Below are 23562 nucleotides of genomic sequence, written 5' to 3' on the forward strand. Positions count from 1 at the left end.
CGGTTCGCGCCCATGATCCGGCGCCCGATGACATGCTGGCCGTTGGAGGAGATGAACCGGTGCGCCTGGCTGACCTGCGTGGCCGATCCGTCGCGGTGTGGGGAACCGGCCGCGAGGGACGGGCCGCGGTGACCGCGATCGCCGCCCAGGCCCCGGCCGCCCTGGTCGCCGTCGACGACAGCGCGACCGCCGCCCCGCCGGACTGGGACGCCGACCTCGCGCCGCTGCACACCGGCGAGGACGGCTTCGCCCGACTGGCCGCCGCCGACGTGGTGGTCCGCTCGCCCGGCGTGCCGCAGACCCACCCGTGGGTGGTCGAGTTGCGTGGGCGCGGCGTGCCGATCACCGGCGGCACCGCGCTGTGGATGGCCGACCACGCCGCCCGCACCGTCGGCGTCACCGGCAGCAAGGGCAAGTCCACCACGTCCAGCCTGATCAGCCATCTGCTGACCGCGCTCGGCCGGCCGAACGCCATCGGCGGCAACATCGGCGTGCCGCTGCTGGCCATGCCCGAAGCCGACCTGTACGTGCTGGAACTCTCCTCGTACCAGTGCAGCGACCTGACCGACTCGCCCCGGATCGCCGTGCTGACGTCGCTGTTTCCGGAACACCTTGACTCGCACGGCGGCGAGGAACGCTACTACGCCGACAAGCTCAACCTGATCGCGTACGGACCGGAAAAGGTTATTTTCAACGGTACGGACCCGAGGTTGGTCGAGCGTCTCGGTGCCGCCGCCCGGCTTGGTGACGCCGTCACCGTCGGCCTACCGGATTCCTACCACCTGGCACCCGGGCCGGACGGTCGGCCGTACCTACACCGGGCCGGCGAGCCGCTGTTCGCCCGGGCGGTGCTGCCGCTGGCCGGCCGGCACAACGAAGGCAACCTCTGCGTCGCGCTCGCCGTACTCGACGCGCTCGGCGTCGACTGCGTCGCGCAACGCGACGCCATCGCCGAGGCCGTGAGCGGCTTCGCCGGCCTGCCGCACCGGCTCGCCGAGATCGCCGACCCGTCCGGGTTGACCTTCGTCGACGACAGCATCTCCACCAGCCCGTACTCGGCGATGCACGCGATCGACGCGTACGTCGGCCGTCCGCTGACCGTCATCGTCGGCGGCACCGACCGGGGACTCGACTACACACCGCTGCGTGAGCACGTCGCCGACCTTGAGCTGACGGTGATCGGTGTGCCGGACAGCGGCCCCCGGATCGTCGACACCCTGGCCGGGCTGCCCGGCGTACACACCGCCCTCGCCGACGACGTCCCGGCGGCGGTCCGGCTGGCCCGCGAACTGACCCCGGCTGGTGGCGTGGTGCTGCTGTCCCCGGCCGCCCCCAGCTACGGGCACTTCCGCAACTTCGAACACCGCTCCGAGGTCTTCACCGCAGCCGTCCGCGACACCGCACCCGGCAACTCCGCAGTGCCGGCAACGGCGGCACGGGGCACCGGTGCTATATAGGACGGCATGATTCGTGACCGGATGATCGCCTGTCTGTTGTTCGCCGTCGCCTTCGCCGGGCTGGTGATGCAGCGGATGTCCCCGTTCAGCGACTTCCCGTTGGCGGTGGAGGCCGTGGTCGCCGTCGCGGCCGTGACGAGTGGCCTGACCGGTGTGTGGTTGTGGGTGCGCTCGGCGCGGCAACGCTCCAGCGGCGCGGAGGCGGAAGTAGAGGCAGATGCGGGGGCGAGCGCCTCGAACGACTGAGGCGAGCCGCAGGCCGCAAACCAGCCCAGGGACGGACTGTCAGGTCGAGCCGGGTCGGCCACTACAGGCTGGCAGTTGCCGATGCCCGTTCCCCGGTGGGAAGGTGCATGCACCGACTCTCCCGGGGAAGGGTGGCGCCGCAGATGACCTCCGACGACCTGCTGGCCCGGCACCGGGCCGTGATGCCCGACTGGATGCCGCTCTACTACGCCGAACCACTGGAGATCGTCGCCGGCTCCGGACGGCGGGTCACCGCCGCCGACGGCCGTAGCTACCTGGACTTCTTCGGCGGCGTGCTGACCAACATGATCGGCTACGACATCCCGGAGATCCGCGAAGCGGTACAGCGTCAGCTCGGCACCGGCGTGGTGCACACCTCCACCCTCTACCTGATCCGTTACCAGGTGGAGCTGGCCGAACGGATCGCCGCGCTGTCCGGCATCGCCGACGCCCGGGTCTTCTTCACCAACTCCGGCACCGAAGCCAACGAGGCGGCGCTGCTGGCTGCCACCAACTACCGCCGCTCACACCAGATCCTCGCCGTCCGCAACAGCTACCACGGCCGGTCGTACGCCACGATGGGCATCACCGGGCACCGCAGCTGGTCGGCGAGCGCCCTCAACCCGCTGCAGGTGGCCTGGCTGCACTCCGGTGACCGGCTGCGCGGCCTGCTGGCCCGGCTCGGCCCCGACGCCCAGCTCGACGCCGCCGTCGAGGACCTGCGCGAGGTCCTCGCCACCCAGACCGCCGGTGACGTCGCCTGCCTGATCGCCGAGCCGATCCAGGGCGTCGGCGGCTTCGTGCACGGCCCCGACGGGCTGCTCGGCGCGTGGAAGAAGGTCCTCGACGAGTCCGGCATCCTGCTGATCTCCGACGAGGTGCAGACCGGCTGGGGGCGTACCGGCGATCATTTCTGGGGCTACCAGGCGCACGGTGTCGTGCCGGACCTGCTGACCTTCGCCAAGGGCATCGGTAACGGCTTCGCCCTGGCCGGCGTCGTCGGCCGCGCCGACGTGCTCAACTGCGTACCGGCGATCTCGTTCTCCACGTTCGGTGGCAACCCGGTCAGCACGGCGGCCGGCGTCGCCGTGCTCGACTATCTGCGCGACCACGACCTGCAGGCCAACGCCGCCCGCACCGGCGAGCTGCTACGCACCGGACTGGTCGAGGCGGCGGCTCGGCACCCGATCGTCGGTGAGGTGCGCGGCAAGGGCCTGATGCTGGCCGTCGAGTTCGTCCGGCCCGGCACCCACGACCCGGACCCGGCCGCGACCACCGCCGTGTTCGAGGCCTGCCGGGCCGGCGGGCTGCTGGTCGGCAAGGGCGGCCTGTACGGCAACGTGCTGCGGATGGGCCCACCGTTGACGCTCACCGACGACGAGGCCCGCGAAGGCCTGGCGATCCTGGTCGACGCGATCGCGTCGGTGTCCGGCGCCGTCTCCGTGTCGGCCGCTGTGGAAGGAGCTGCGGCATGACCCGGATCCCGCATTTCGTCGACGGCACCCGTACCACATTGGCAGCCGGCGGCGACGGTCGCCACGGTGACGTGTTCGACCCGGCGACCGGGCAGGTCGCCGCCACCGTCGGGTTCGCCAGCGCCGCGCAGGTCGACGCCGTCGTGCAGGTCGCGGCGCGGGCCGCCCGCGACTGGCGCGACGTGTCGCTGTCCCGGCGGGCCAACGTGCTGTTCGCCTTCCGGGAGATCATCAACGCCCGGCGCGACGAACTCGCTGCCGCGATCACCGCCGAACACGGCAAGGTCCTCGCCGACGCCGCCGGCGAGGTGCAACGCGGCCTGGAGGTCGTCGAGTACGCCTGTGGGATTCCCGCGCTGCTCACCGGCAGCTTCAGCGAGAACGTCTCCACCGAGGTCGACTCGTACAGCCTGCGCCAGCCGCTCGGCGTCGTCGCGGTCATCTCACCGTTCAACTTTCCGGCGATGGTGCCGCTGTGGTTCGTGCCGATCGCCGTCGCATGCGGCAACGCTGTCGTGATCAAACCGTCCGAGAAGGACCCGTCGGCGGCGGTGCTGCTCGCGCAATGGTTCACCGAAGCCGGCCTGCCGCCCGGGGTCTGCAACGTGGTGCACGGCGACCGTGAGGCTGTCGACGCACTGCTGGACCATCCGGGCGTACGGGCGGTGTCGTTCGTCGGCTCCACCCCGGTGGCCCGGCACGTCTACCAGCGAGGCACCGCCGCCGGCAAACGCGTCCAGGCTCTCGGCGGGGCGAAGAACCACATGGTGGTGCTGCCCGACGCCGACCTCGACCTGGCCGCCGACGCGGCGGTCAACGCCGGGTTCGGCTCGGCGGGGGAGCGGTGCATGGCGATCTCCGCCCTGGTGGCGGTGGAACCGGTCGGCGACGACCTGGTCGCCCGGATCGTCGAACGGCTCGGCAGGATCCGCACCGGTGACGGCCGCCGGCCCGGCTGCGACATGGGCCCGCTGATCACCGCCGCACATCGGGACCGGGTCGCCGGCTACGTGGCCGCCGGTGCCGCCGACGGCGCCAAGGTCGTCGTCGACGGCCGGGGCGTGTCGGCCGACGGCGACGCCGCCGGCTTCTGGCTCGGCCCGACCCTGCTGGACCAGGTGACCCCGCAGATGTCGGTCTACACCGACGAGATCTTCGGCCCGGTGCTGTCGGTGCTGCGGGTCGACTCGTACGACGCCGCGTTGGAGCTGGTCAACGCCAACCCCTACGGCAACGGTACGGCGATCTTCACCAACGACGGCGGCGCCGCCCGGCGCTTCCAACACGAGGTCGAGGTCGGCATGGTCGGCATAAACGTGCCGATCCCGGTGCCGATGGCGTACTACTCGTTCGGCGGCTGGAAGGCGTCGCTGTTCGGCGACAGCCACGCCCACGGCCGTGACGGGGTGCACTTCTTCACCCGGGGCAAGGTGGTGACCAGCCGCTGGCTCGACCCCCGCCACGGCGGCGTCAACCTCGGCTTTCCCACCCAGACCTGACCGGTCCCTTCGGTGAGTCATCCGGAGCCACGGTATCTTGGACCTGGTAGCCGACCGTCATTCAGGAGGTGTGTATGACTGTAGAAATGGTCGCGCCGGACTGGATGCATGAGCAGGTCACGGCCGAGCAATACGCGACGTGGACAGAAGAGCAGTGCGCGGGTATCGAGATCGTGGATGGGATGGTCCTCGTGAGTCCGAGCGCCTCCAAGCGGCACAACCGCCTCGCCAGGATTTTGGCGAACGCCTTGGACCTCGCGGCGGGGCCGGATTGGAACGCGGACACTGACTTCGATCTCCGGCTCCAAGACGTGCCGCTGAACAACCGCCGTCCGGATGTGACGGTCTACCGGGCGGACACCATCGACGTCACGCCGACACGACCCGAGCATGTGCTTCTCGTGGTCGAGGTGGTCTCTCCCGGATCGGAGACGACCGACCGGATCGTCAAGGCAAGTCAGTATGCGCGGGCTGGAATTCAGTTCTATTGGCGTGTTGAGCAGGTAGTCACTGGCGCGCCCATCGTTTACACGTACGTGCTCGACCCAGCAACGGGCCGCTACCGCGACGACGAAGTCTTCACCGGCCTCGTGAAGCTGGCAGCGCCTTTTCCTGTTGAGGTCGATCTCGGCGAGATTTGACAGCTCCGGGTCGGTGCGGCGACGCCGCCACTCGGCAGCATCGACCTGGTCGTCGGCGGTCAGCGGAGATCGTGCTCGTCCGCGCTCATGTTGAGGATCCAGGCAGGGGCATCCTTGCGGGCACCGTGAAGCGATAACCGGCCAGGCGATGCATCGTGACTGTCCGGGCCGGACCCTGGTCCACGAGTTAGTACTGAGATATGCCGGCTGCCGCGTACTCGTTGTGCTTGGTGACCGGGTCGATGCCTTCTGTACCCGGCGGCACGACCTCCACTACGAGCGGTACGTCTGCGACTGGCAGCCAGACGGCAGTCAGCTGACGTTGGCCGAGGCGGTCGTGTCCTGGTAGCGTCTTTGGCTCAGTCCGGGAAGGTCCTGCGGATGCAGCCCGCGTGACGGCCGTGAGCATGGACCTCTCGCGGGCCGGTGGTTTCGCCGCAGGCCAGGATGGGCAAGACTTCGACCCTGTCGCAGCTCTGTCGGGAGCTGCCCTTCATTGGTGCAGACGGAGGTGTCGCCCGGCTCGTTACGGGAGCCGGGCGACACCGTGGTGGGTTGGGTCAGTGGGGGAGGGCGCCGGTCTGCAGGGCCGTGGTGAAGGTGCCCCACTGGGCAGTGCTGAACATCAAGGTGGGGCCGGTGCGGTCCCTGCTGTCGCGTACCTCGGCGTGGCCGGCGTGCCGAGGTACGCGACGCACTCGCCGCCGTTGCCGGCGCTGCGGCTGGAGGTGCACCAGGGGGGTGCCGGGCTTCATCGCAGGTGCTCCTCGATCGAGACCGACTGCTGGCGGATCAGCCGGAAGACTCGGCGGTACTCCGCCAGCTTTACTGCAAGCTCCAGGTAGCGAGCGCCCATATGGGACTCGACGTAGACCACGTCCGGTCGTCGGGTCGGCGAAGTCCAGGACGGTGAAAGCACCAGCGATCACGGCGTGGGCACCGGCGGACCAGGGGAGAACCCGGATCTCCACCCGGACCCGCCGACCGACGCTGGCCAGGTGGGCGCGTTGCTCGGCCATCACCGCCGGGCTGCCGACCTCGCGGGGGAGGGCGCCCTCACCGAGGACGGCGACGATCCGGGCCGGCTCCTCACGGTCGTAGTAGGAGATCTGCCGATTGAGCCGCAGCGACACCAGCCGCTCGATCTGCTGCTCGGACGTCTGTGGGTCGGCGGCACGCAACACCGCCCGCATGTAGTCCGGGGTCTGCAAGAGACCGTGGACCAACTCCGGGTTGTAGCTGCGGATCTCGGTGGCGGCGGCTTCGAGGCCGACGTAGAGCTGAAACCAGTCCGGTACGGCGTCGCCGTGCGACTCCCACCAGCCGTGCTCGTCACCCGCTCCGGCGAGGCGGGTCAGCGCGTTCGTTGTCTCGGGGCCCGCTCCGTAGAACCAGCACAGACCTCGGACCGTGTTCATCTTGGCGGGGAACTTGCCGTTCTCGATGCGCCACGACATCGTACGCGAACAGACCTTGGCCCGCTTCACCTCCTGCCAGGTGCGTCGCTCCTGCGCGGCGCCGACCTAGTCGCCGGCACCGGCCGGGCCGTCGTCCTCGCCGACGTCACCCCGGAGCTGCTACGCGCGACCACTGTACGGATCGCAGTCAACGCTGCCGTCTGCTGCGACGCGCTCGCCCTGCCGCTGCGGTCCGCGGCTTTCGCCGGTGTCATCGCCAGCGGGGTCCGGTTGCACCTGCCCCGGCAGTACGCGGTTACCGCGCCGGTCGACATCCGTCGGGTCTTGCTGCCGGGCGGTAAGGTGCTGATCAGCGTGAAGTACGGGGTCGTGACGGGTGGCGCAGCACCTCGACTTCCCGGCCCTCCGGTGGTTCAGCTACTACGAGCCGGAGGACCTCGCCGCGCTGTGTCGCAAGGTGGGGCTGCGCGTCGCGCAGCTGGACGTGAGCAGCCACGCAAGGACCGGTTCACCGCCACTGCCGAGCGGCCCGAGCTGTGAGTTCCGCTGTAGAGCTTCGCAGCGGACGCCCGGCGTCGACCCTCGACGGCGGCCACAGGGGACGAGCGCTAACTTCCACAGCGTAGGTCGACAGGCCGCTTATGGGACAGGTCTCACATTGCGAAAGATTGGACAGGTAGGGGCAAAGACAGCTTCCGTCATTAATTGATCGACTGGTATTCGTCCACATCGAGCAACGCTGGATCTTGTCCGACGCTCTACGAGACCGATACCGGGGACATCGTCGTTCAAGGTCATGAGTTGACCGACCCGGAGGCGCTTTCCCAGCTCCGTGACGTGCTGCCGGGCGAGAATTTTGTCGTGGTGCCCCGTTCGCTCATGTCCTGGTTCGAGGGCAAGAGTAGCGAATGACGGTGATCGTCGACGACCCTGATGCTTTCCAGAAGCTCTTTCTGGGCTTTGAGCATGTCGCCTTCAAGTTCGAGGTGCGAAGATCTTACGGGGTGCAGGCCGAGGATCTTCCATTTCAGGATTTTCTTGCTGGCCGGGACCCGGGCATCGAATGGCTTCGGGGCTGGCTCGACCTGATGGCGTCGCAGACCTCGACCGGGAAGCGGGTGGAACGCGTCCGAGTCGTCGATGATCCACCGAGCGACTACCTCCGTTTCGAAATTTCCATCACCCCGTACAACCTGGCTGTCGGCGAGGACATTCGATACATCGATCGCGACGTGGCCGATGCGTTGGACCTCCCGCACCATGATTTCTGGCTCTTCGACTCGCGCAAACTCGCGGTCCTGCACTTCGGCGACGACGACACGTTCCTCGGCTTTGAGGCGGTCGACGGTGTGGACGACATACTCCAGCACTGCTACTGGCGCGACGTGGCATGGACCCGCGCGACCAGGTTCGCCGACTACCGGTCGTAGTGACGCGATGCGCGGTGACCGTCTGTGAGTCCAGGTCCGCGGCGAAGTGAGGGAGGTGCAGGCATGTCGAGCTCACTCTGGGTCGGCGACCTTGTCCGGCTACGTGCGATCGAACCCGATGACGACCGCTACTACCAGGCCTTCGCCGAGCACACCGAGGACGCACGGTCCGTGTTCCGGGTCGAGCCGCCGCGCTCGACGGCACAACGCCGGCAGGAGATCGTCGCTGTCGGCACCTGGCAGCCTGGAAGTGACTGCTTCGCGCTCGCCATCGAACGGGTCGACAACTCGGGAATGATCGGGGCGATCTCGACCCGCGACACGGACCAACGTAGCGGCAGCTTCAGCTACGGCCTCGCCATCGCGCGGAACCAACGGCGCCACGGTTATGCGACGGAAGCCGCACGAATCCTGCTGCGCTACATGTTCACGCAACGGCGCTACCACAAGTGCCTTGCGGACATTCACGCTAGTAACGTCGCTTCGCTGCGGCTGCACGAACGACTGGGATTCGTCGTCGAAGGGCTACTTCGCGAACAGGAGTACTTCGACGGCAGGTATCAGGATCTCGTACTGATGGGGCTGCGGGGTCCCAATTTTCTCGCCGCGCGTGGCGGAGCCGAGGTGCCATGAACCCGGCCCACGGCAACGCAGACGCCGACAACGACTTCGCCGGAGGCGCCGGTGCGGTTGTCCAGGCCGCGCAGATATCTGGTGGCGTGCACGTCCGGGTCACCGATGTCCCGCTTCCCCCGCCACGCCAACTGCCACCCGCCACGAAAGGCTTCATCGACCGGGAACTGCATATCCGGCAGCTCGATTCGCTACTCGACGAGACAGATCTACGGACCAGCGACGGCAGGCTCCCGGTCGTGACGATCTCGACCGTTTCGGGTAGCGCCGGGGTCGGCAAGACAGCGCTCGCGGTCCACTGGGCACACCGGGTGCGCGCCCGGTTCCCGGACGGAGACCTCTACATCAATCTGCGCGGCTATGATGCGGTGCCGCCGTTGACCCCGCAGGAGGCCCTCGACGGGTTCCTACGGGCGCTCAACGTACCGCCGGAGAAGATTCCGACGGACCTGCCCGGGCGGACCGCGCTCTACCGGTCACTGACCGACGGACGTCGCATGCTGGTGCTGCTGGACAACGCGTCGACCGCCGAGCAGGTACGACCGCTGCTACCCGCCTCCCCGACCTGCATGGTGATCATCACGAGCCGGGACAGGCTTTCCGGTCTGGCGGTGCGCGACGGTGCGATCCGGGCGGTACTCGACGTGCTGACCGACGACGACTCCATCCGGCTGTTGCGCGAGACGACCAGCCCGGAACGCATCGACGCCGAGCCTGCGGCGGCCGTGCGGCTGGCGGCACTCTGCTCGCGGCTCCCACTCGCGTTACGCATCGTGGCCGACCGCGCCGTCAGCGACCCGGACATGAGCCTGGCCGATCTAGTGACGGAGCTGGAGGAGGAGAATGGTCGGCTCGACGCACTGTCCGTGCCCGGTGACGAGTTGTCCGCCGTCCGTACCGTCGTCTCGTGGACCTACCGGTCGCTCGACCCTCCGGTCGCGCGTACCTTCCGGTTGTTGGGGCTGCATCCGGGCGCAGATGTCTCGTTCTCGGCGGTGGCGGCACTGACCGGGCGGCCGGTGTCGGAGGCGCGGCGGCACCTGGATTCGTTGGTTGGGCTGCACCTGCTGACCCGGATCGTGGGGCACCGGTACCGGTTGCATGACCTGCTCCGGCTGTACGCTGCGGAACGGGCGCAGGCGGACGAGCCACCCGCCGAGGCCAAGGCTGGGCTGGCGCGGATGTTCGACTGGCACCTGGTCCGGGCGTACGACAGCTATCGCAAGATCCTTCCCCAGGGCCGACCGATTCCGGGCCTGACCGGCGTCACCGCTGACGGGCGGCCTCCGTTCGCGACGCTCGACGAGGCGTTGCGCTGGTCCGAGCAGGAGCGCCTGAACGTACTCGACGTCATCCGCCTGGCGCACGACACCGGGCACTGCGACGTCACCTGGAAACTCGCCGCCGCCTCGATGGCGTTCTTCGAACGACGCTCCTACTGGCGGGCCTGGATCGACAGTCATCTCCTGGCCCTCGACTGCACCCGCCACCTGGCGGACCGATCGGCCGAAGGCTTCATGCTGCTGCTCCTCGGCGATGCCTGGTGGGACCGCAGCGAAATCGACGAGGCACTGCGGTACTACTCGGAAGCGCGGGACGCGGCCCAGCAGGTCGGCGACAGCTGGACAGCCGGCTACGCGCTGCGCGGCTGCTGCCTCGCTTACGAGGACTCGGGGCGCTTCGACGAGGCGATCGCGTGCGCCGAGGGCGCGTTGGAGATCTTCCGCGACGCCGGCGAGGACCGGGGCATCGGTCTGTCCTTGATGAGCCTCGGGAACGGCCACCGCAACATGCTCCGGTACGCCGAGGCGATCGCGTCGTACGAGCAGGCCATGGAGATCTTTCGGACGTTGGGGAACCGCTGGAGCGAGGCGCTGGTCGAGCTGCAGCTCGGTCGCACCCTGACCGACGTGCCGGAGCCTGTCGCGGCGCTGGACCATCTTGCCCGCGCTCGCGAGTTGTTCGCGGCGGCCGGCGATCCCCGCCATGAGTGCATCACCCTAGTGTACGTGGGCGATGCGCACGCGGCGGACGGAGACCGGACCGCAGCGCGTCAGGCGTGGTCGGCGGCGCTGACGACGCTGATCGGGTTGGACGCCCCGCTGGTCGCCGAGGTGCGGCGGCGGCTGGAGCCAATTGAGGAAGGACATGAGTACTGATGAATGACCCAGTCCTGACCGCTGTCGCGACGGCGCTGGCGACGGGCGCAGCAGCCGAGGTGACCGCTGGCGGCAAGGCCGCGTTCGCGGCACTGGTCCGGCTCGTCCGGCGGAAGGCTGCCGAGCAGCCCGCCACCGGGAACGCACTCGACGCAGCCCAACGTGAGCCGTTGGACGGTCCGCGGATCGCGGAACTACGCGCCGCGCTGACCGCAGCCACGCTCAACGACCAGGTTTTCGCCGCCGAGCTGCACCGGCTCTGGGCTGAGGTCAGGGCTGCGCGGACGGCAGACGACCACAGCCGGGCCAGCAACACGATCTCCGGCCCGGTCCGCGGTCCGGCGGTGCAGGCACGTGACATCCACGACGGCGTGCACTTTGGGACCGGGGCGTGAGGACCGGGCTGGTCAGCAGCCGCAGGGACTGGTTCACTGCCGCGCCGAACGGCTCTGAGCGGTAGTGGATCGTCAGCGGGTGGGCTGCGTCCGGCTACGGATGCAACCGCTGACCTCGCCATGGAGTTGGCGATGACGGTGCAGCAGGCCGCCGGCTTGACCCGCCTTGCCCAATCCACCCAGGGCGGCGGCAGCCTCGACGATGACCGCGTCCGCGGTGGTCGCGGTGCCGTGGGTGATCGGAGCGCGATCACGGGCTCTGTTGAGTAGCACAAGGATGTGCGCTGGCCATGCCTGCGCCATACCCCGGTCCTTGATCTTGTTGTCTCGCAGATCCTCGCGGAACTTTCGGTACGTCCCGCCCTTGGTGTCCTTTGGATTGGTGGCGGCGATCGATGCTTCCAGGGCGTCGGCGGCGCTGGCCGACGCTTGTCGGCGGCCGTCAGGTGGCTTGCGGCTGGCGAAGGTATCGGCCAGCCGTCGTGCCTGTTCGGTAACGTCCGTGCCGATCGCGGATGCAGCCAGCAGCCGCCACACGACGTCCAGTTCCAGGGAGAGCAGTGCCCGTTCGGCGGCGACGAGCAGCGGCAGGTCGCCTCCGGTGATGGCGGGCCACAGGTGGACGTTGCGGTAGCCGTCGGGGTGGGTGGGTGCGGCGTTCTCCCGGACGAGGCAGCGGGGAGTGTGCCAGCGGCTCGTGGATGCGGGCCGCAGCTCGAGAAAGTCTCGCGGACCGAGTGACGGGCGGCGCGCAGGGCCGAGACGAAGACGGACTCGGTGACGTGCCGCCCGGACCAGAGCGTGTCCAGCAGTTCCTGCCTGGTGACCAGCCGGTCCCGGTGGGCAGCGAGGTGGCACAGCAACTCGACGGCTCGCGGCTCCAGCAGGATCTGCTGGCCCCGGTGAGCGTAGCTGCTTGTGTTCCAGGTCCAATTCGTACTGGCCGTGCTCCCAGCCGGTAACGGTTTGAAAACTTCGCCCACGGTCTTGACACGGAGGGGGTGTTAGTAAGAACTTTTACCACTAACAGTTAACAGTCCTTCCCGAAAGGTCGACGCCGATGGCTGACAGCGAGGTGGAGATCCCCGCGGGGACTGCGGTGGTCGACGCCCCGGGGCCGGCCGACACGGTGCTCGCCCGGATCCGGCTCACCGAGTTCACCGGTGCGCTGCGCCGGGTCGCCGACCAGGTGCTCACCGACCCAACCGCAGCCGCCCGCGCCACCATCGTCGAGCTGGCCGAACGCAGCGGTACGTCGCCGGCGACGGTCACCCGGTTCTGCCGGGCACTCGGCTTCGACGGCTACGCCGACCTGCGGCTCGGCATCGCCGCCGAGACCGGCCGGGCCCGCGCCGCCGGCTGGACCGTCGACATCGGCCGGGAGATCCAGCCCGGTGACCCGCTTGACCGGGTGCTCGGCCAGATCATGGCCGCCGACACCCAGGCCATGCAGGACACCGCCGCACTGCTCGACCTCAGCCAGGTCGAGCAGGCCGCTGACGCGGTCGCCGCCGCCAGCCGGGTCAACATCTTCGGCGCCAGCGGCAGCGCCCTGGTCGGCGAGGAGATGCAGTTCAGCCTGCACCGCATCGGCGTACCGGCCTGGGCCTGGACCGACGTGCACAACGGCCTGGCCAGCGCGGCGCTGATGCGCGACGGCGATGTGGCCCTCGGTATCTCGCACACCGGCCAGACCCGGGAGACCATCGAGATGGTCGCCGAGGCCGGCAGCCACGGCGCGACCACCGTCGCGCTGACCAGTTTCCCCCGCTCCACCCTGGCCGACCTGGCCGACATCGTCCTGCTCACCGCCCCCCAGGCGACCACCTTCCGGCCGGACGCGCTCTCCGCCCGCCACCCGCAACTCGTCGTCCTCGACCTGCTCTACGTCGCCGTCGCGCAGCGCACCCACGACCGCGCGCACGCGGCGTTCCGCCGCACCGCCCGAGCCGTCGACGGCCACAAGGCCGTCGACCGGAGCACGATCCGCCCCGCCGAAACCCCCAGCTGAGGAGCACACATCATGTCGCTTTACCCAGATTCCGTGCGGATCCCGTCCGCCGTCGCCGGTGCCTCGGTCCGCCGGCGGACCCTGTTGCGCCGCGCGGCCGCCGCCGGGCTGCTGGCCGGCCCGGCGGCCGGCCTGCTCTCCGCCTGCGCCGGCAGCGACCCCGGCACGGGTACGGAGACCGGCACCAAGAGCGCCGACAACCCGTTCGGTGTCGCCGACGACAGCAGCGTCGACGTCGTCGTGTTCAACGGCGGCCTCGGCGACGAGTACCCCGAGTTCGACAAGACGCTGTTCGTGGCCAAGCACGACAGTGTCACGGTGAACCTCAGCTCCACCCAGAAGATCAAGACCGAGCAGCAGCCGAAGTTCTCCACCACCCCGGCCGACCTGATCAACAACTCGGGCGCCGACCTGATGGCGATCGACACCCTGATCAACGAGGGCGCGCTGACCGAGCTGACCCCGCTGCTGGACGCGCCGAGCTGGGACGACCCGGCCGTGAAGGTCCGCGACACGCTGCTGCCCGGCACCGTCGACGACGGTACGTTCGACGGTGAGTTCTTCCAGCTCAACTACGCGTACACGGTCTTCGGTCTCTGGTTCGACCAGGCGTTGTTCGACCGCAACGGGTGGGCGGTGCCGACCAGCTTCGACGAGTTCTTCACCCTCGCGCCGAAGATCAAGGCGGCCGGTGTCGCGCCGTTCGCCTTCGCCGGCAAGTACCCGTACTACATGCGCTGGCCGATCATGACCTGGATCTGGCTGGCCGGCGGCCGGCAGGCGGTCGTCGACATCGACAACCTGAAGGAAGGCGCCTGGCAGACCGACGCGGTCACCGCCGCGATGAGCGCCGTCGAGAAGATGGTCGCCGACGGTTACACCCTCACCGGCAGCGACACCCTGACCCACACCGAGTCGCAGCAGGCCTGGCTGGACGGCAAGGCGGCGTTCCTGCCCTGCGGCACCTGGCTGGAGAACGAGATGCGGGCCACCATCCCGGGCGGCTTCCAGATGAAGATCGCCCCGGTGTGGAGCGTCGGCGCCGACGACGCCGCCCCGTACGGCACCGTGCAGGCCGGCTCCGGCGAAGGCTGGATCGTGCCGAAGAAGGCCGCCAACGCCCCCGGCGGCATGGAGTTCCTGCGGGCCATGCTCTCCAAGGAGGGCGCCGGCAAGTTCGCCGAACTGACCAGCTCGCTCGCCTCGGTCAAGGGCTCCGGCGACAACGTCACCACCTCCACCGCGCTGACCTCGGCCAACGAGCTGATGACCAACGCCCCCGGCGACCTGGTCTCGTTCCGCCACCCCGACTGGTACGCCGACCTGGACAAGGTGGAGCAGAACGCGATCGGCGAGCTGATGGCCGGCCGGATGACCGCCAAGGAGTTCCAGGACACTCTGCAGGAGGCGGCCGACGAGATCGCGGCGGACGACGCGGTGAACAAGTTCACCCGGTCCTGAGCCGTCACTCCGCTGACCCGACCGAGCAGAAGGTGACCTGACGATGCAGCACGGAAAGGCCCGGTTCGTGACGGGCTTCCTGGCACTGCCGGTGGCGCTGTACGTGTTCTACGTCGTCTGGCCGTACGCCCAGGCGGCCGGCTACTCGCTGACCAACTGGGGCGGCTACTCCGATACCCAGGAGTTCGTCGGGCTGGCCAACTACGTCCGGCTGTTCGGCGACGAACTGATCCGTACGGCGTTCTGGCACAACGTCTTCTTCCTGGTCACCCTGCCGCTGTTCACCATCGCGCTGGCCCTGTTCCTCGCCTTCCTGCTCAACGTGGGAGGGCGTGGGGACAGGGCCGGCGTGCGGGGGGTACGCGGCTCCGGCGTCTACAAGGTGATCTTCTTCTTCCCGCAGGTGCTGTCCCTGGTCCTGGTCGCCATCATGTGGGGCGCCATCTACCGGGGCGACAGTCAGGGGCTGCTCAACGGCATCCTGATCAGGATCGGTCTGGTCGACGCGGAGCAGCCGCTGAAGTTCGTCTCCGACCCGACGCCGTTCCTCGGCGTGCCGGCGGTGCTGTGGTGGCTGCTGCTGATCGCCGTCTGGGGCGGGGTCGGCTTCTACATGGTGCTGTTCTCCGCCGCCATGCAGTCGATCCCGAAGGACATCTTCGAGGCGGCGATGCTCGACGGGGCCAGCCGGGTGACCAGCTTCCTGCGGATCACCCTGCCGCTGCTGCGCGACAGCATCTCGGTCGCCTGGGTCTACCTCGGCTTCATCGCCCTGGACATGTACGCGCTGGTCTTCGTGATGACCCCCAACCAGGGCGGCCCCGACCACGCCAGTGAGGTCTTCGCGTCGGTCATCAACTTCACCGCCTTCAACAAGGGCCAGTTCGGCTACGCCTGCGCGATCGGGGTCGCGCTGGCCATCTTCACGCTGCTGCTCGCCGCGGTGCAGTTGCGGATCACCCGCCGTGAGCGGATCGAATTCTAGGGAGGGCCGCGCGATGAGCACTGTCACCAACCCACCGACCAGCGCGGCCAGCCCGCCGCCACCACCGTCGAAGACCGCCGGCGGTCGGCGTACCGCCCGGTCGCGGCCGCCCCGGCGGGCCGGCGCGGTCATCGACTCCTTCTTCAACGGCTTCTCCCACCTGTTCCTGCTGATCTGGGGCGCGATGGTGGTGCTGCCGCTGCTGTGGGTGGTCATGTCGTCGTTCAAGGACGACGCGCAGATCATCCGGGAGCCGCTGTCACTGATCCCGGACGAGCTGCACTGGGAGAACTTCGCCCGGGCCTGGGTCGACGGCGGCATCGGCGACTTCTTCGTCAACACCATCCTCATCGTCGGCGGCGGAGTCTTCCTGACCATGCTGCTCGGCTCGATGGCGGCCTACGTGCTGGCCCGCTACGAGTTTCCCGGCAACCGGGTCATCTACTACATGTTCCTGTCCGGGCTGACCCTGCCGGTGTTCATGGCTGCGGTGCCACTGTACAAGGGCGTCTACAACACCGGCGTGTTCATCCCGCTGCTCGGCCCGAACAGCCACGTGATGCTGATCCTCGTCTACGTGGCCTGGTCGCTGGCGTTCACGGTCTTCTTCATGCATTCGTTCTTCAAGACGCTGCCGACCACGGTCGCCGAAGCGGCGATGGTGGACGGCGCGTCGCACAGCACGCTGTTCTTCCGGGTGATGCTGCCGATGGCGAAACCCGGGCTGATCAGCATCGGGATCTTCAACGTGATCGGCCAGTGGAACCAGTGGTACCTGCCGTACCTGCTGATGCAGCCCAACGGCGGCGAGGCGAAGAACCAGGTGATCGCCCAGGGGCTGATCGACCTGTCGGTGAACCAGGGCTACAAGTCCGACTGGTCGGGACTGTTCGCCGGGGTGACCATGGCGATGCTGCCGGTGCTGCTGGTCTACATCGTCTTCCAGCGGCAGGTGCAGTCCGGCCTCACCGGCAGCGTCTCCAAGTAGGCAGCGTCTCCAGGCAGCCGCCGGCGTCAGTACACGTAGGTGACGTCGACCATGTGCGCGCCCCCGGTGCGCGGCGGCGACAGCAGATAGGTGGTCGACGCGGGCACCTGGAAGTAGAACGTCCAGCTCTGCGACGCGGGCTGGCCGACGAACGCGGTGGTGACGCCGGACGCTCCGGGCAGCTTCGAGCAGCCGACCGGGATGCACAGGTACGCCTCGACCCCTGAGTGGTTGCTCAGGCTGTACGACCAGTGCACGGTGGTGACCAGTGCGCCGGTCGGCGCGGTGCCGGACACCTTGCTGCTGGCATACCACCAGTTCGTCTGGTACAGGACCCCGCCGATCGGGTTGCGCATGTAGTTGCTCACCGCCGCCTCGGCGGCATTCGCCGGCAACATGACGGCGATGATTGCGCTGAACGCGACGAGCGTACGGCGTAGTGCTTTCATAATCGTCCTCCCGGTGATTGAGGCGGATCTCGAATCTAACCGGCTGATTGACCCTGAGAAATGGTTCACCAGGTTCTCGACATACGCATTTCTGCGTTCTTGACCTGACCCTGACCACTGCCCGCCGGCGCGGTTGCCCACCTGGTGTTCGCAGGTCTGATGCATGTGTGGCATCGCGATGCCACACATGCATCAGACCTGGAGAGCATTTGCCTCCGGCCCGGCGGGCGCGGGTTTGCCGGGCCGGCGTACGACAGCACCCACGACCAGGGCAGATGTTGTCGTACGCCGGGGCGACAATGAGCGGGTGCTGGTGGCGGTAGCGGCGGGTCCGGGCGGCGGCGGGGTGCGCCGGCTGCTGCACGCCGACGGGCGGCCAGCCGGCCCGGTCGAGGCCGTGCCCGACCTGGCGGCGGCCGTCGACCGGCCACCACCATCGCAGCATCCGGCGGCCGGGCCGTCGCTATCGCAGGCACCGGCGGCGCGTCCGGTGCCCGAGCCGCGCTGGCTGTGGGCGACCACCGCGGCGATCTACCCGGCCATGCTGCGGGCCGGCGTGCGGATCGAGCGGTGCCACGACGTCGAGCTGACCGAGGCGCTGCTGCTCGGCTACGACGGACGCTGGGGCGAGCCGCGGTCGCTCGCCGCCGCGTACGCCCGGCTGACCGGCGCGCCGGTGCCACCCGACCCGCCCGCGCCGGGTGCCGCGCCGCCCGGGCACGGCCAGGCCGCGCTGTTCGACGACGTGCCGGCCCCGGCGACGGTCGCCGACCCGATCGAGGCGCTCACCCGGGTGTACGCCGACCAGCAGCGCCGCATCGCCGGCACCGCCCGACCGGACCGGTTCCGGCTGCTGGTCGCCGCCGAGTCGGCCGGCGCGCTGGTCGCCGCCGAGATGGGTGCCGCCGGGCTGCCGTTGCGGGCCGACCTGCACGACGCGCTGCTCACCGAGCTGCTCGGCGCGCCGTCGCCGGTCGGCGGGCCGCCGCGCCGGCTGGCCGAGCTCGCCGGCCGGATCGCCGCCGCGTTCGGGGTCCGGCAGCTGCACGCCGACTCGCCGGCCGAGGTGCTGCGGGCCTTCGCCCGGGTCGGGATCAGCCTGCCGAACACCCGGGCCTGGGTGCTGCGCGGCGTGGACCATCCGGCCGTTCCGCTGCTCATCGAGTACAAGGAACTGCATCGGATCTGGACCGCGCACGGCTGGGCGTGGCGGCAGGCATGGGTCCGCGACGGCCGGTTCCGCCCCGAGTACGTGCCGGGCGGGGTGGTGTCCGGCCGGTGGGCCACCCGGGGCGGCGGGGCGTTGCAGATCCCCAAGGCGGTCCGCCGGGCGGTGGTCGCCGATCCCGGCTGGTGTTTCGTGGTGGCCGACGCCGCCCAGCTGGAGCCACGGGTGCTCGCCGCGATGTCCGGTGACCGCCGGCTGGCCGCCGCCGGTGGCGCCGGTGACCTGTACGCCGCACTGGCCCGCGACTCGTTCGGCGGTGACCGGGCCCGGGCGAAGGTCGCCCTGCTCGGGGCCATGTACGGGCAGACCGGTGGCGCCGCCGTGCCGGCCCTCGCCGTGTTGCGCCGCAGCTACCCGGTGGCGTTCGAGTACCTGGAGTCGGCGGCCCGGACCGGGGAGACCGGTGGCCTGGTGCGCTCCTGGCTCGGCCGGACCTGCCCACCGTCCGACGTCGGCAGCCCGGCCCGGGGGCGGTTCACCCGCAACTTCGTCGCCCAGGCGACCGCCGCCGAGTGGGCACTGGTCCTGCTGGCCACCGTCCGCCAGGCGATCGCCGGCACCGCCGCCGAGCTGGTCTTCTTTCAACACGACGAGGTGGTGGTGCACTGTCCGGCGACGCAGGCGGCGGCGGTCGCCGCCGCCGTGCGGGAATGCGCCGGCCGGGCCACCACGGTGCTGTTCGGCGACACCCCGGTCCGGGTCCCGCTCGAGGTGTCCACCGTCACCTGCTACGCGGACGCCACCTGATCGCCACCTGATCGTTGGGACCGTTGTGCGTTCCATCGGATCGGGCAGCGTTTGGCGGGCGCTGTGACCGCCGGCCGGGCTGGACCGGCCGGGCAGACGTTGCGGGGGTGGCTCAGCTGAGTCGGATCGCGGGGATGATCATCGCGGCTGGTGGGGGTCGGCGGATCGGCGGGCCGGAGGCCCTGCTGTACCGCGGCGACCAACTGCTGGTCGAACGGGCGTTGCGGATCGTGGGGGAGACCGGCTGTGATCCGGTCGTGGTGGTGCTCGGCGCCGCCGCCGACCAGGTACGCGACACCGCCGACCTGACCGGTGCCACCGTGGTGGTCAACCGGGCCTGGGGCACCGGGCTCGGCTCGTCGCTGCGGGTCGGACTTGACGCGTTGAAGGACAGCGACACCGAGGCGGTGGTGGTGTTCCCGGTCAACATGCCGGGAATCACCGCTGACGCGCTGCGCCGGGTGACCGCGCTGCCGTACCCGGAGGTGCTGGTCTGCGCCACCTACGCCGGCACGCGCAGCTACCCGATGGTGTTCGGCCGGCGGCACTGGGCGGCGATCGCGACCCTGGCCAACGCCGACGGCGGGGCCCGGCCGTACCTGCTCGCGCACACCGGCGAGGTGATCGACATCTCCTGTGACGGAGTCGCCGAAGGCGGGCAGGTGGACACTCCGGAGTCGGTGGCGGCGTGGGGGCTGGCGGTGCCGGTGCAGCGCACCCCGGCGTGAGCCGAGGGCTCAGCTGGCGGTGAAGTGCCGGTGCACCGCCGGGATGGCCAGCCCGATGATGGCCAGCACCGACACGACGCTGAACACACCGCGGAGCACGACCACTTCGAACTTGCTGCCGGCCCTGATGGAGTACCGGTCCGGCGGGCCGAACATCCGCCACATGCGCCGGCTGACCGGGATCGGCCACAGGATCGGTACGCCGGCCCGGGTGATCAGGTCACCGAGGATGTGGACGAAGCAGCCGACCCCCATCGCCAGGCCGAGCATCGGGTAGCCCCGGTCACCGGGCAGGTGCAGGTAGGTGAAGTAGGCGGCGCCGAGCGACAGCAGGGTGACGATCACCCAGCCGGCGCGTTTGGCCCACTCGTCGAACAGCCCCCGCAACGCCAGGCCGATCATGAAGAACAGGATGGCGATCACCGCCCACTTGCCGTACGCGGTGCACAGCGCGGTGGTGCCCCAACCGACCAGCACGGTGAATGGAATGGTGTGGGTGAGGGTCCGGTGCCCGTTCTTGCGGTTCGGATCCTTGCTGAGCTTCGTCGCGTAGTAGACGCCGAGGGATATCTTCTCAATGACCTCGGCGACGAACAGCGACACCACACCGAAGGTCCGGGCGACCGTGGCGCCGCCCTGGTTGCGGGTGACCTTGCCGGACAGGTCCAGATCCGGGAACAGCGCGCCGCCGGCGCAGACGGCGGTGCCGACCGCGATCATCAGCGGCGACTGCTCGTAGCCGGCGAACTGGTCGAGCGCCCAGGAACCGGCGAGCCACACGGCGGCGCCGGACAGCGCGTGGGACGGACCCATCATGATCGGGTTTCCTCCAAGGTCAACTTCTCGGCGGAGGCAACTCTGTCAGATGGTGGTGGCACCGTCCACACCGGTACGGCGGTCAGAGCACCCGGGTGACTCCTTCGCTGTCCACCCTGGGATCGAGCCGGTCCGGGTCCAGGTTGACGCAGAGCACCACGCTCGCGCCGACGGCGAGCGGCGCGAGCAGCCAGAACAGCGGGTGCTCGTGCTGGCCGCCGTCAACCAGTACCCGGTCGCCGGCGGTGACGTCCTGCTGCGCGGCGATCTCCAGCGCCAGTGAACCCCACTCGGCGTAGCTGGTCCCGTCCACGCTGGCCAGATCACCCGGCCGGACCAGCCCGTACGCTGGTGGCCGGCCGAGGTACCGGCACGCCTCGGCGAGGAAGTCCCGGTAGCCCTCCGGCGGCGGGGTGCCCGCCGCAGCCCGGGCACCGATGTCGAGCATGAACCGGTGCCGCGCCCCGGGCACGTCCTCCAACCAGTCGTCGATCCGGCCGCGGGCGGCGAACACCGTGTCCAGCGGCTCGTCGCCTCCCGGCTCGATCACCGGTAGGCCGGCGGTGGCGGCCAACCGGATCGACACCGACACCCCGATCGACCAGGCGCCCAGCAGCACGGCGGCGGTCTGCCAGTGCGGCGGCAGCAGGATCGCCGCCCGGTCGCCGGTGACCAGCCCGCAGCCGTCGCGCAGCACCGCCGCGGTCCGGGCCGCCCAGGCACCCAGCGCCGTCGCGGAGAGCTCGGTCCGCTCGCCGGTGGCGTCGTCGTAGCAGGTCAGCAGGGGCGTTGCCGGGTCGCCCGGGTAGATGCCCAGGCCGGGCGCGCTGGCGAGGGCGGAGGCGTCCATGCGTACTCCAGGGTGTGAATGATCGTCGCGGCCGACCCTACCGGGTCAGGGTGCCGGGGACCCGTAACCGTGCGGCCACGTCGCGCAGTCGGGGCCAGGTCGCGGCGGTGGTACCGGGCGGGGCGTCGGCGGTCACCCGGCGCAGCATCCGGTCGGTTTCGTCCACGTCGAGCCGTCGTCTCGGGTCGCGTCGCAGCAGGCCGGCGAGCACCGGCCGCAGCGGCCCGGCCCGGGTCGCCGGGTCCGGTGGCGCGGTGGCCAGCGCGGTCAGCGTCGCCATCGGCGTCGACCGGGCGTACGGGGCGCGGCCCTGGACGGCGGCATACAGCGTGGCGCCGAGCGACCACAGGTCGGCCGCCACGGTGGACACCCCGTCCCGGGCGCGCTCCGGCGCGATGTACTGCGGCGAACCGATCACCATCCCGGTCCGGGTGATCGAGCCGTCGCCGTCCAGGGTGGCGAGTCCGAAATCAGTCAGTACCACCCGGCCCCGGTCGCCGATCAGCACGTTGTGCGGCTTGACGTCGCGGTGCAGGACCCCGTGGCCGTGCGCGGCCCGCAGCGCGGCCAGCACCCGTCGACCGATTGCCGCGACCCGTACCGGCGGCAGCGGGCCGTCCTCGGCGACGACCTGGTGCAGCGAACGGGACCGGACGTACTCCATCACGATCAGCGGGCAGCCGGCGACGTGCCGTACGTCGTAGATGCGGACCACGTTGGGGTGGTTGAGCCGGGCAGCGCTGCGCGCCTCCCGCAGCGTCCGGCGGCGCAGTGCCTCGCGTTCGGCGTCGTTCATCCAGTCCGGGGGCAGCACTTCCTTGACGGCGACGTCGCGACGCAGGACCTCGTCGCGCGCCAGCCAGACCCGTCCCATCCCGCCGCTGCCGACCGGACGTACGAGTCGGTAGCGGTCCGCGATCAGCTGCGGTGACACGATCACCGTCTCCCATCGTCAGCCCACGACTGCATACAGTAGTTGTGGGCTGGTGATGCCGGATCAGCTGGAGAAGTGGCGACCATCAGCCGTTTCGCTGCGCCGGGTGACCTAACAGCCGAGTGCCCTGCCGACGGCAACCGCGCTGCCGATGAGCAGCTGAAGCGCCTACGAGACGGCGCCGCCGACCGCCGCGAGCAGGTTGCCGTCCGGCACGACGAGCTTGCCCGCCCCGCCGGCCAGCTGGGCGGCCGCCCGCCGGGTGTTGAAGCCCGGCGCCTCGCGCACGGCGGCGGCGTACGTGGTGGCGGTCTGCGCCGCGATCGTCGCCCAGCCGTACCGCCGGGTCACCAGCTGCCGGGCCGCCCGGGCCACCCGCCGGGCGAACAGCTCGTCGGAGAGCAGCGTGTGCACCGCCTGGGCCAGCCCGTGCGGATCCTGTGGCCGGAACGTCGTACCGGTCACGCCGGGCTCGACGATCTCGGCGAGCCCGCCGGTGGCCGACACGGCCAGCGGCGCGCCGGCCGCCGCCGCCTCCAGCGCCACCATGCCGAACGGCTCGTAGAGGCTCGGCACCACGGTAGCGTCGGTCGCGCCCAGCACCGCCGGCAGCTGCGACTCGGTCATGAACCCGGCGAAGTTGATCAGATCGGCGACGCCGAGCCGCACGGCCTGCGCCTGCAGCTCACCCCGGTACGGCCCGTCACCGGCGACGATCACCCGCAGCCCGGGATGGCGTTGCCGCAGCCACGGCAGCGCGGCGATCAGGTGCTGAACGCCCTTCTCGTAGACCAGCCGGCCGGCGAAGCCGATCAGCGGCCCGTCGGCGGCGTACCGCTCGCGGGCCGCCGCCACCGCCCGCGTCGACGAGCGCCACACCCGGTCGTTCACCCCGTTGGCAATCACGTCCACCCGCGACGCCGGCAGCTCCAGCAGGTGGCTGACCTCCCAGCGCATGTAGCCGGAGCAGGTGATCACCCGGCACGACTCGTGGCCGAGCCAGTGTTCGATG

At 69.9% G+C, this 23562-nt stretch carries 23 protein-coding genes and 2 pseudogenes; 17 read left to right on the plus strand and 8 right to left on the minus strand.

Annotated features, from left to right (window positions below):
• Window positions 1–59: 59 nt before the first annotated feature.
• The 5 genes from murD (at window position 60) to ACFHWU_RS14360 (ending at window position 5318) form a co-directional block, all read left to right on the plus strand.
• Entirely contained in the window at window positions 60–1457 is a 1398-nt protein-coding gene (murD, locus tag ACFHWU_RS14340; RefSeq protein WP_416554963.1) for a UDP-N-acetylmuramoyl-L-alanine--D-glutamate ligase, read from the plus strand.
• Window positions 1458–1463: 6 nt separating this feature from the next.
• Complete coding sequence (locus ACFHWU_RS14345; RefSeq protein ID WP_416554965.1) at window positions 1464–1703, plus strand: hypothetical protein; 240 nt, start codon at window positions 1464–1466, stop codon at window positions 1701–1703.
• Between the two features lie 143 nt (window positions 1704–1846).
• Window positions 1847–3178 carry an aspartate aminotransferase family protein gene (locus ACFHWU_RS14350; protein WP_416554967.1) on the plus strand — a complete coding sequence of 444 codons (1332 nt, stop codon included), beginning with the start codon at window positions 1847–1849 and terminating at the stop codon, window positions 3176–3178.
• Window positions 3175–4677 carry a CoA-acylating methylmalonate-semialdehyde dehydrogenase gene (locus ACFHWU_RS14355; RefSeq protein WP_416554969.1) on the plus strand — a complete coding sequence of 501 codons (1503 nt, stop codon included), beginning with the start codon at window positions 3175–3177 and terminating at the stop codon, window positions 4675–4677. Before ACFHWU_RS14350 ends, ACFHWU_RS14355 begins: the two co-directional genes overlap by 4 nt.
• A gap of 74 nt (window positions 4678–4751) precedes the next feature.
• The gene (locus ACFHWU_RS14360) at window positions 4752–5318 is read left to right on the plus strand and encodes a Uma2 family endonuclease (protein ID WP_416554971.1); all 567 of its coding nucleotides are present in this window, start codon (window positions 4752–4754) and stop codon (window positions 5316–5318) included.
• A 560-nt stretch (window positions 5319–5878) separates the two neighbouring features.
• Here the strand turns inward: ACFHWU_RS14360 and ACFHWU_RS14365 are convergent.
• Entirely contained in the window at window positions 5879–6775 is an 897-nt protein-coding gene (locus ACFHWU_RS14365; RefSeq protein WP_416590772.1) for a DUF397 domain-containing protein, read from the minus strand.
• 51 nt (window positions 6776–6826) lie between these two features.
• Between ACFHWU_RS14365 and ACFHWU_RS14370 the strand changes: the two genes are divergently transcribed.
• The 6 genes from ACFHWU_RS14370 (at window position 6827) to ACFHWU_RS14395 (ending at window position 11353) form a co-directional block, all read left to right on the plus strand.
• Window positions 6827–7276 (plus strand): class I SAM-dependent methyltransferase, encoded by a 450-nt coding sequence (locus tag ACFHWU_RS14370; protein ID WP_416590788.1) that lies wholly within the window; start codon window positions 6827–6829, stop codon window positions 7274–7276.
• 165 nt (window positions 7277–7441) lie between these two features.
• Window positions 7442–7648 carry a hypothetical protein gene (locus tag ACFHWU_RS14375; protein ID WP_416590773.1) on the plus strand — a complete coding sequence of 69 codons (207 nt, stop codon included), beginning with the start codon at window positions 7442–7444 and terminating at the stop codon, window positions 7646–7648.
• 2 nt (window positions 7649–7650) lie between these two features.
• Window positions 7651–8166 carry a DUF6879 family protein gene (locus ACFHWU_RS14380; protein ID WP_416590774.1) on the plus strand — a complete coding sequence of 172 codons (516 nt, stop codon included), beginning with the start codon at window positions 7651–7653 and terminating at the stop codon, window positions 8164–8166.
• A 63-nt stretch (window positions 8167–8229) separates the two neighbouring features.
• Window positions 8230–8799, plus strand: a complete 570-nt coding sequence (locus ACFHWU_RS14385) for a GNAT family N-acetyltransferase (protein ID WP_416590775.1) — start codon at window positions 8230–8232, stop codon at window positions 8797–8799.
• Window positions 8796–10958 (plus strand): ATP-binding protein, encoded by a 2163-nt coding sequence (locus tag ACFHWU_RS14390; protein WP_416590776.1) that lies wholly within the window; start codon window positions 8796–8798, stop codon window positions 10956–10958. Before ACFHWU_RS14385 ends, ACFHWU_RS14390 begins: the two co-directional genes overlap by 4 nt.
• On the plus strand, window positions 10958–11353 hold the full coding sequence (locus ACFHWU_RS14395) for a hypothetical protein (protein WP_416590777.1): 396 nt from the start codon (window positions 10958–10960) through the stop codon (window positions 11351–11353). Before ACFHWU_RS14390 ends, ACFHWU_RS14395 begins: the two co-directional genes overlap by 1 nt.
• A 72-nt stretch (window positions 11354–11425) precedes the next feature.
• Here ACFHWU_RS14395 and ACFHWU_RS14400 read toward each other — a convergent pair whose 3' ends face one another.
• Both ACFHWU_RS14400 and ACFHWU_RS14405 read right to left on the minus strand, forming a co-directional pair.
• Window positions 11426–11890, minus strand: a complete 465-nt coding sequence (locus ACFHWU_RS14400) for a hypothetical protein (RefSeq protein ID WP_416554985.1) — start codon at window positions 11888–11890, stop codon at window positions 11426–11428.
• A 239-nt stretch (window positions 11891–12129) separates the two neighbouring features.
• Window positions 12130–12336 (minus strand): annotated as a pseudogene (locus ACFHWU_RS14405) (winged helix-turn-helix domain-containing protein); the annotation flags it as partial.
• 77 nt (window positions 12337–12413) lie between these two features.
• Between ACFHWU_RS14405 and ACFHWU_RS14410 the strand changes: the two are divergent.
• From ACFHWU_RS14410 to ACFHWU_RS14425, 4 genes are read left to right on the plus strand one after another with little or no spacing between them, the layout of a single operon-like run.
• Window positions 12414–13364 (plus strand): MurR/RpiR family transcriptional regulator, encoded by a 951-nt coding sequence (locus ACFHWU_RS14410; RefSeq protein WP_416590778.1) that lies wholly within the window; start codon window positions 12414–12416, stop codon window positions 13362–13364.
• 12 nt (window positions 13365–13376) lie between these two features.
• Complete coding sequence (gene ngcE, locus ACFHWU_RS14415) at window positions 13377–14825, plus strand: N-acetylglucosamine/diacetylchitobiose ABC transporter substrate-binding protein (protein WP_416590779.1); 1449 nt, start codon at window positions 13377–13379, stop codon at window positions 14823–14825.
• Between the two features lie 43 nt (window positions 14826–14868).
• A complete protein-coding gene (locus ACFHWU_RS14420; protein ID WP_416568336.1) occupies window positions 14869–15810 on the plus strand; it encodes a carbohydrate ABC transporter permease in 942 nt (313 codons plus the stop codon).
• A gap of 13 nt (window positions 15811–15823) precedes the next feature.
• Window positions 15824–16798, plus strand: a complete 975-nt coding sequence (locus tag ACFHWU_RS14425) for a carbohydrate ABC transporter permease (RefSeq protein ID WP_416590780.1) — start codon at window positions 15824–15826, stop codon at window positions 16796–16798.
• A 26-nt stretch (window positions 16799–16824) separates the two neighbouring features.
• On the opposite strand, the gene ACFHWU_RS14430 is transcribed toward ACFHWU_RS14425, so the two are convergent.
• Window positions 16825–17247, minus strand: a complete 423-nt coding sequence (locus ACFHWU_RS14430) for a flagellar protein FlhE (protein WP_416590781.1) — start codon at window positions 17245–17247, stop codon at window positions 16825–16827.
• A 307-nt stretch (window positions 17248–17554) separates the two neighbouring features.
• Here ACFHWU_RS14430 and ACFHWU_RS14435 point away from each other — a divergent pair, with 307 nt between their 5' ends.
• A complete protein-coding gene (locus ACFHWU_RS14435) occupies window positions 17555–19222 on the plus strand; it encodes a bifunctional 3'-5' exonuclease/DNA polymerase (protein ID WP_416590782.1) in 1668 nt (555 codons plus the stop codon).
• A gap of 134 nt (window positions 19223–19356) precedes the next feature.
• On the plus strand, window positions 19357–19950 hold the full coding sequence (locus ACFHWU_RS14440) for a nucleotidyltransferase family protein (protein WP_416555027.1): 594 nt from the start codon (window positions 19357–19359) through the stop codon (window positions 19948–19950).
• 9 nt (window positions 19951–19959) lie between these two features.
• Here the strand turns inward: ACFHWU_RS14440 and ACFHWU_RS14445 are convergent, their stop codons facing one another.
• From ACFHWU_RS14445 to ACFHWU_RS14460, 4 genes and pseudogenes are all read right to left on the minus strand, one after another.
• Window positions 19960–20766, minus strand: coding sequence for a metal-dependent hydrolase (locus ACFHWU_RS14445; protein ID WP_416554999.1), 807 nt, complete (start codon window positions 20764–20766; stop codon window positions 19960–19962).
• Window positions 20767–20848: 82 nt separating this feature from the next.
• Complete coding sequence (locus tag ACFHWU_RS14450; protein ID WP_416590783.1) at window positions 20849–21616, minus strand: TIGR03089 family protein; 768 nt, start codon at window positions 21614–21616, stop codon at window positions 20849–20851.
• Between the two features lie 136 nt (window positions 21617–21752).
• Window positions 21753–22490: pseudogene (locus tag ACFHWU_RS14455) on the minus strand (serine/threonine-protein kinase); the annotation flags it as partial.
• Window positions 22491–22718: 228 nt separating this feature from the next.
• The coding region (locus tag ACFHWU_RS14460; protein ID WP_416555003.1) for a glycosyltransferase family 4 protein at window positions 22719–23562 on the minus strand (844 nt) is incomplete at its 5' end.

It is taken from the genome of Micromonospora sp. LOL_015 (assembly GCF_048060275.1).
Lineage (GTDB): Bacteria > Actinomycetota > Actinomycetes > Mycobacteriales > Micromonosporaceae > Micromonospora_E.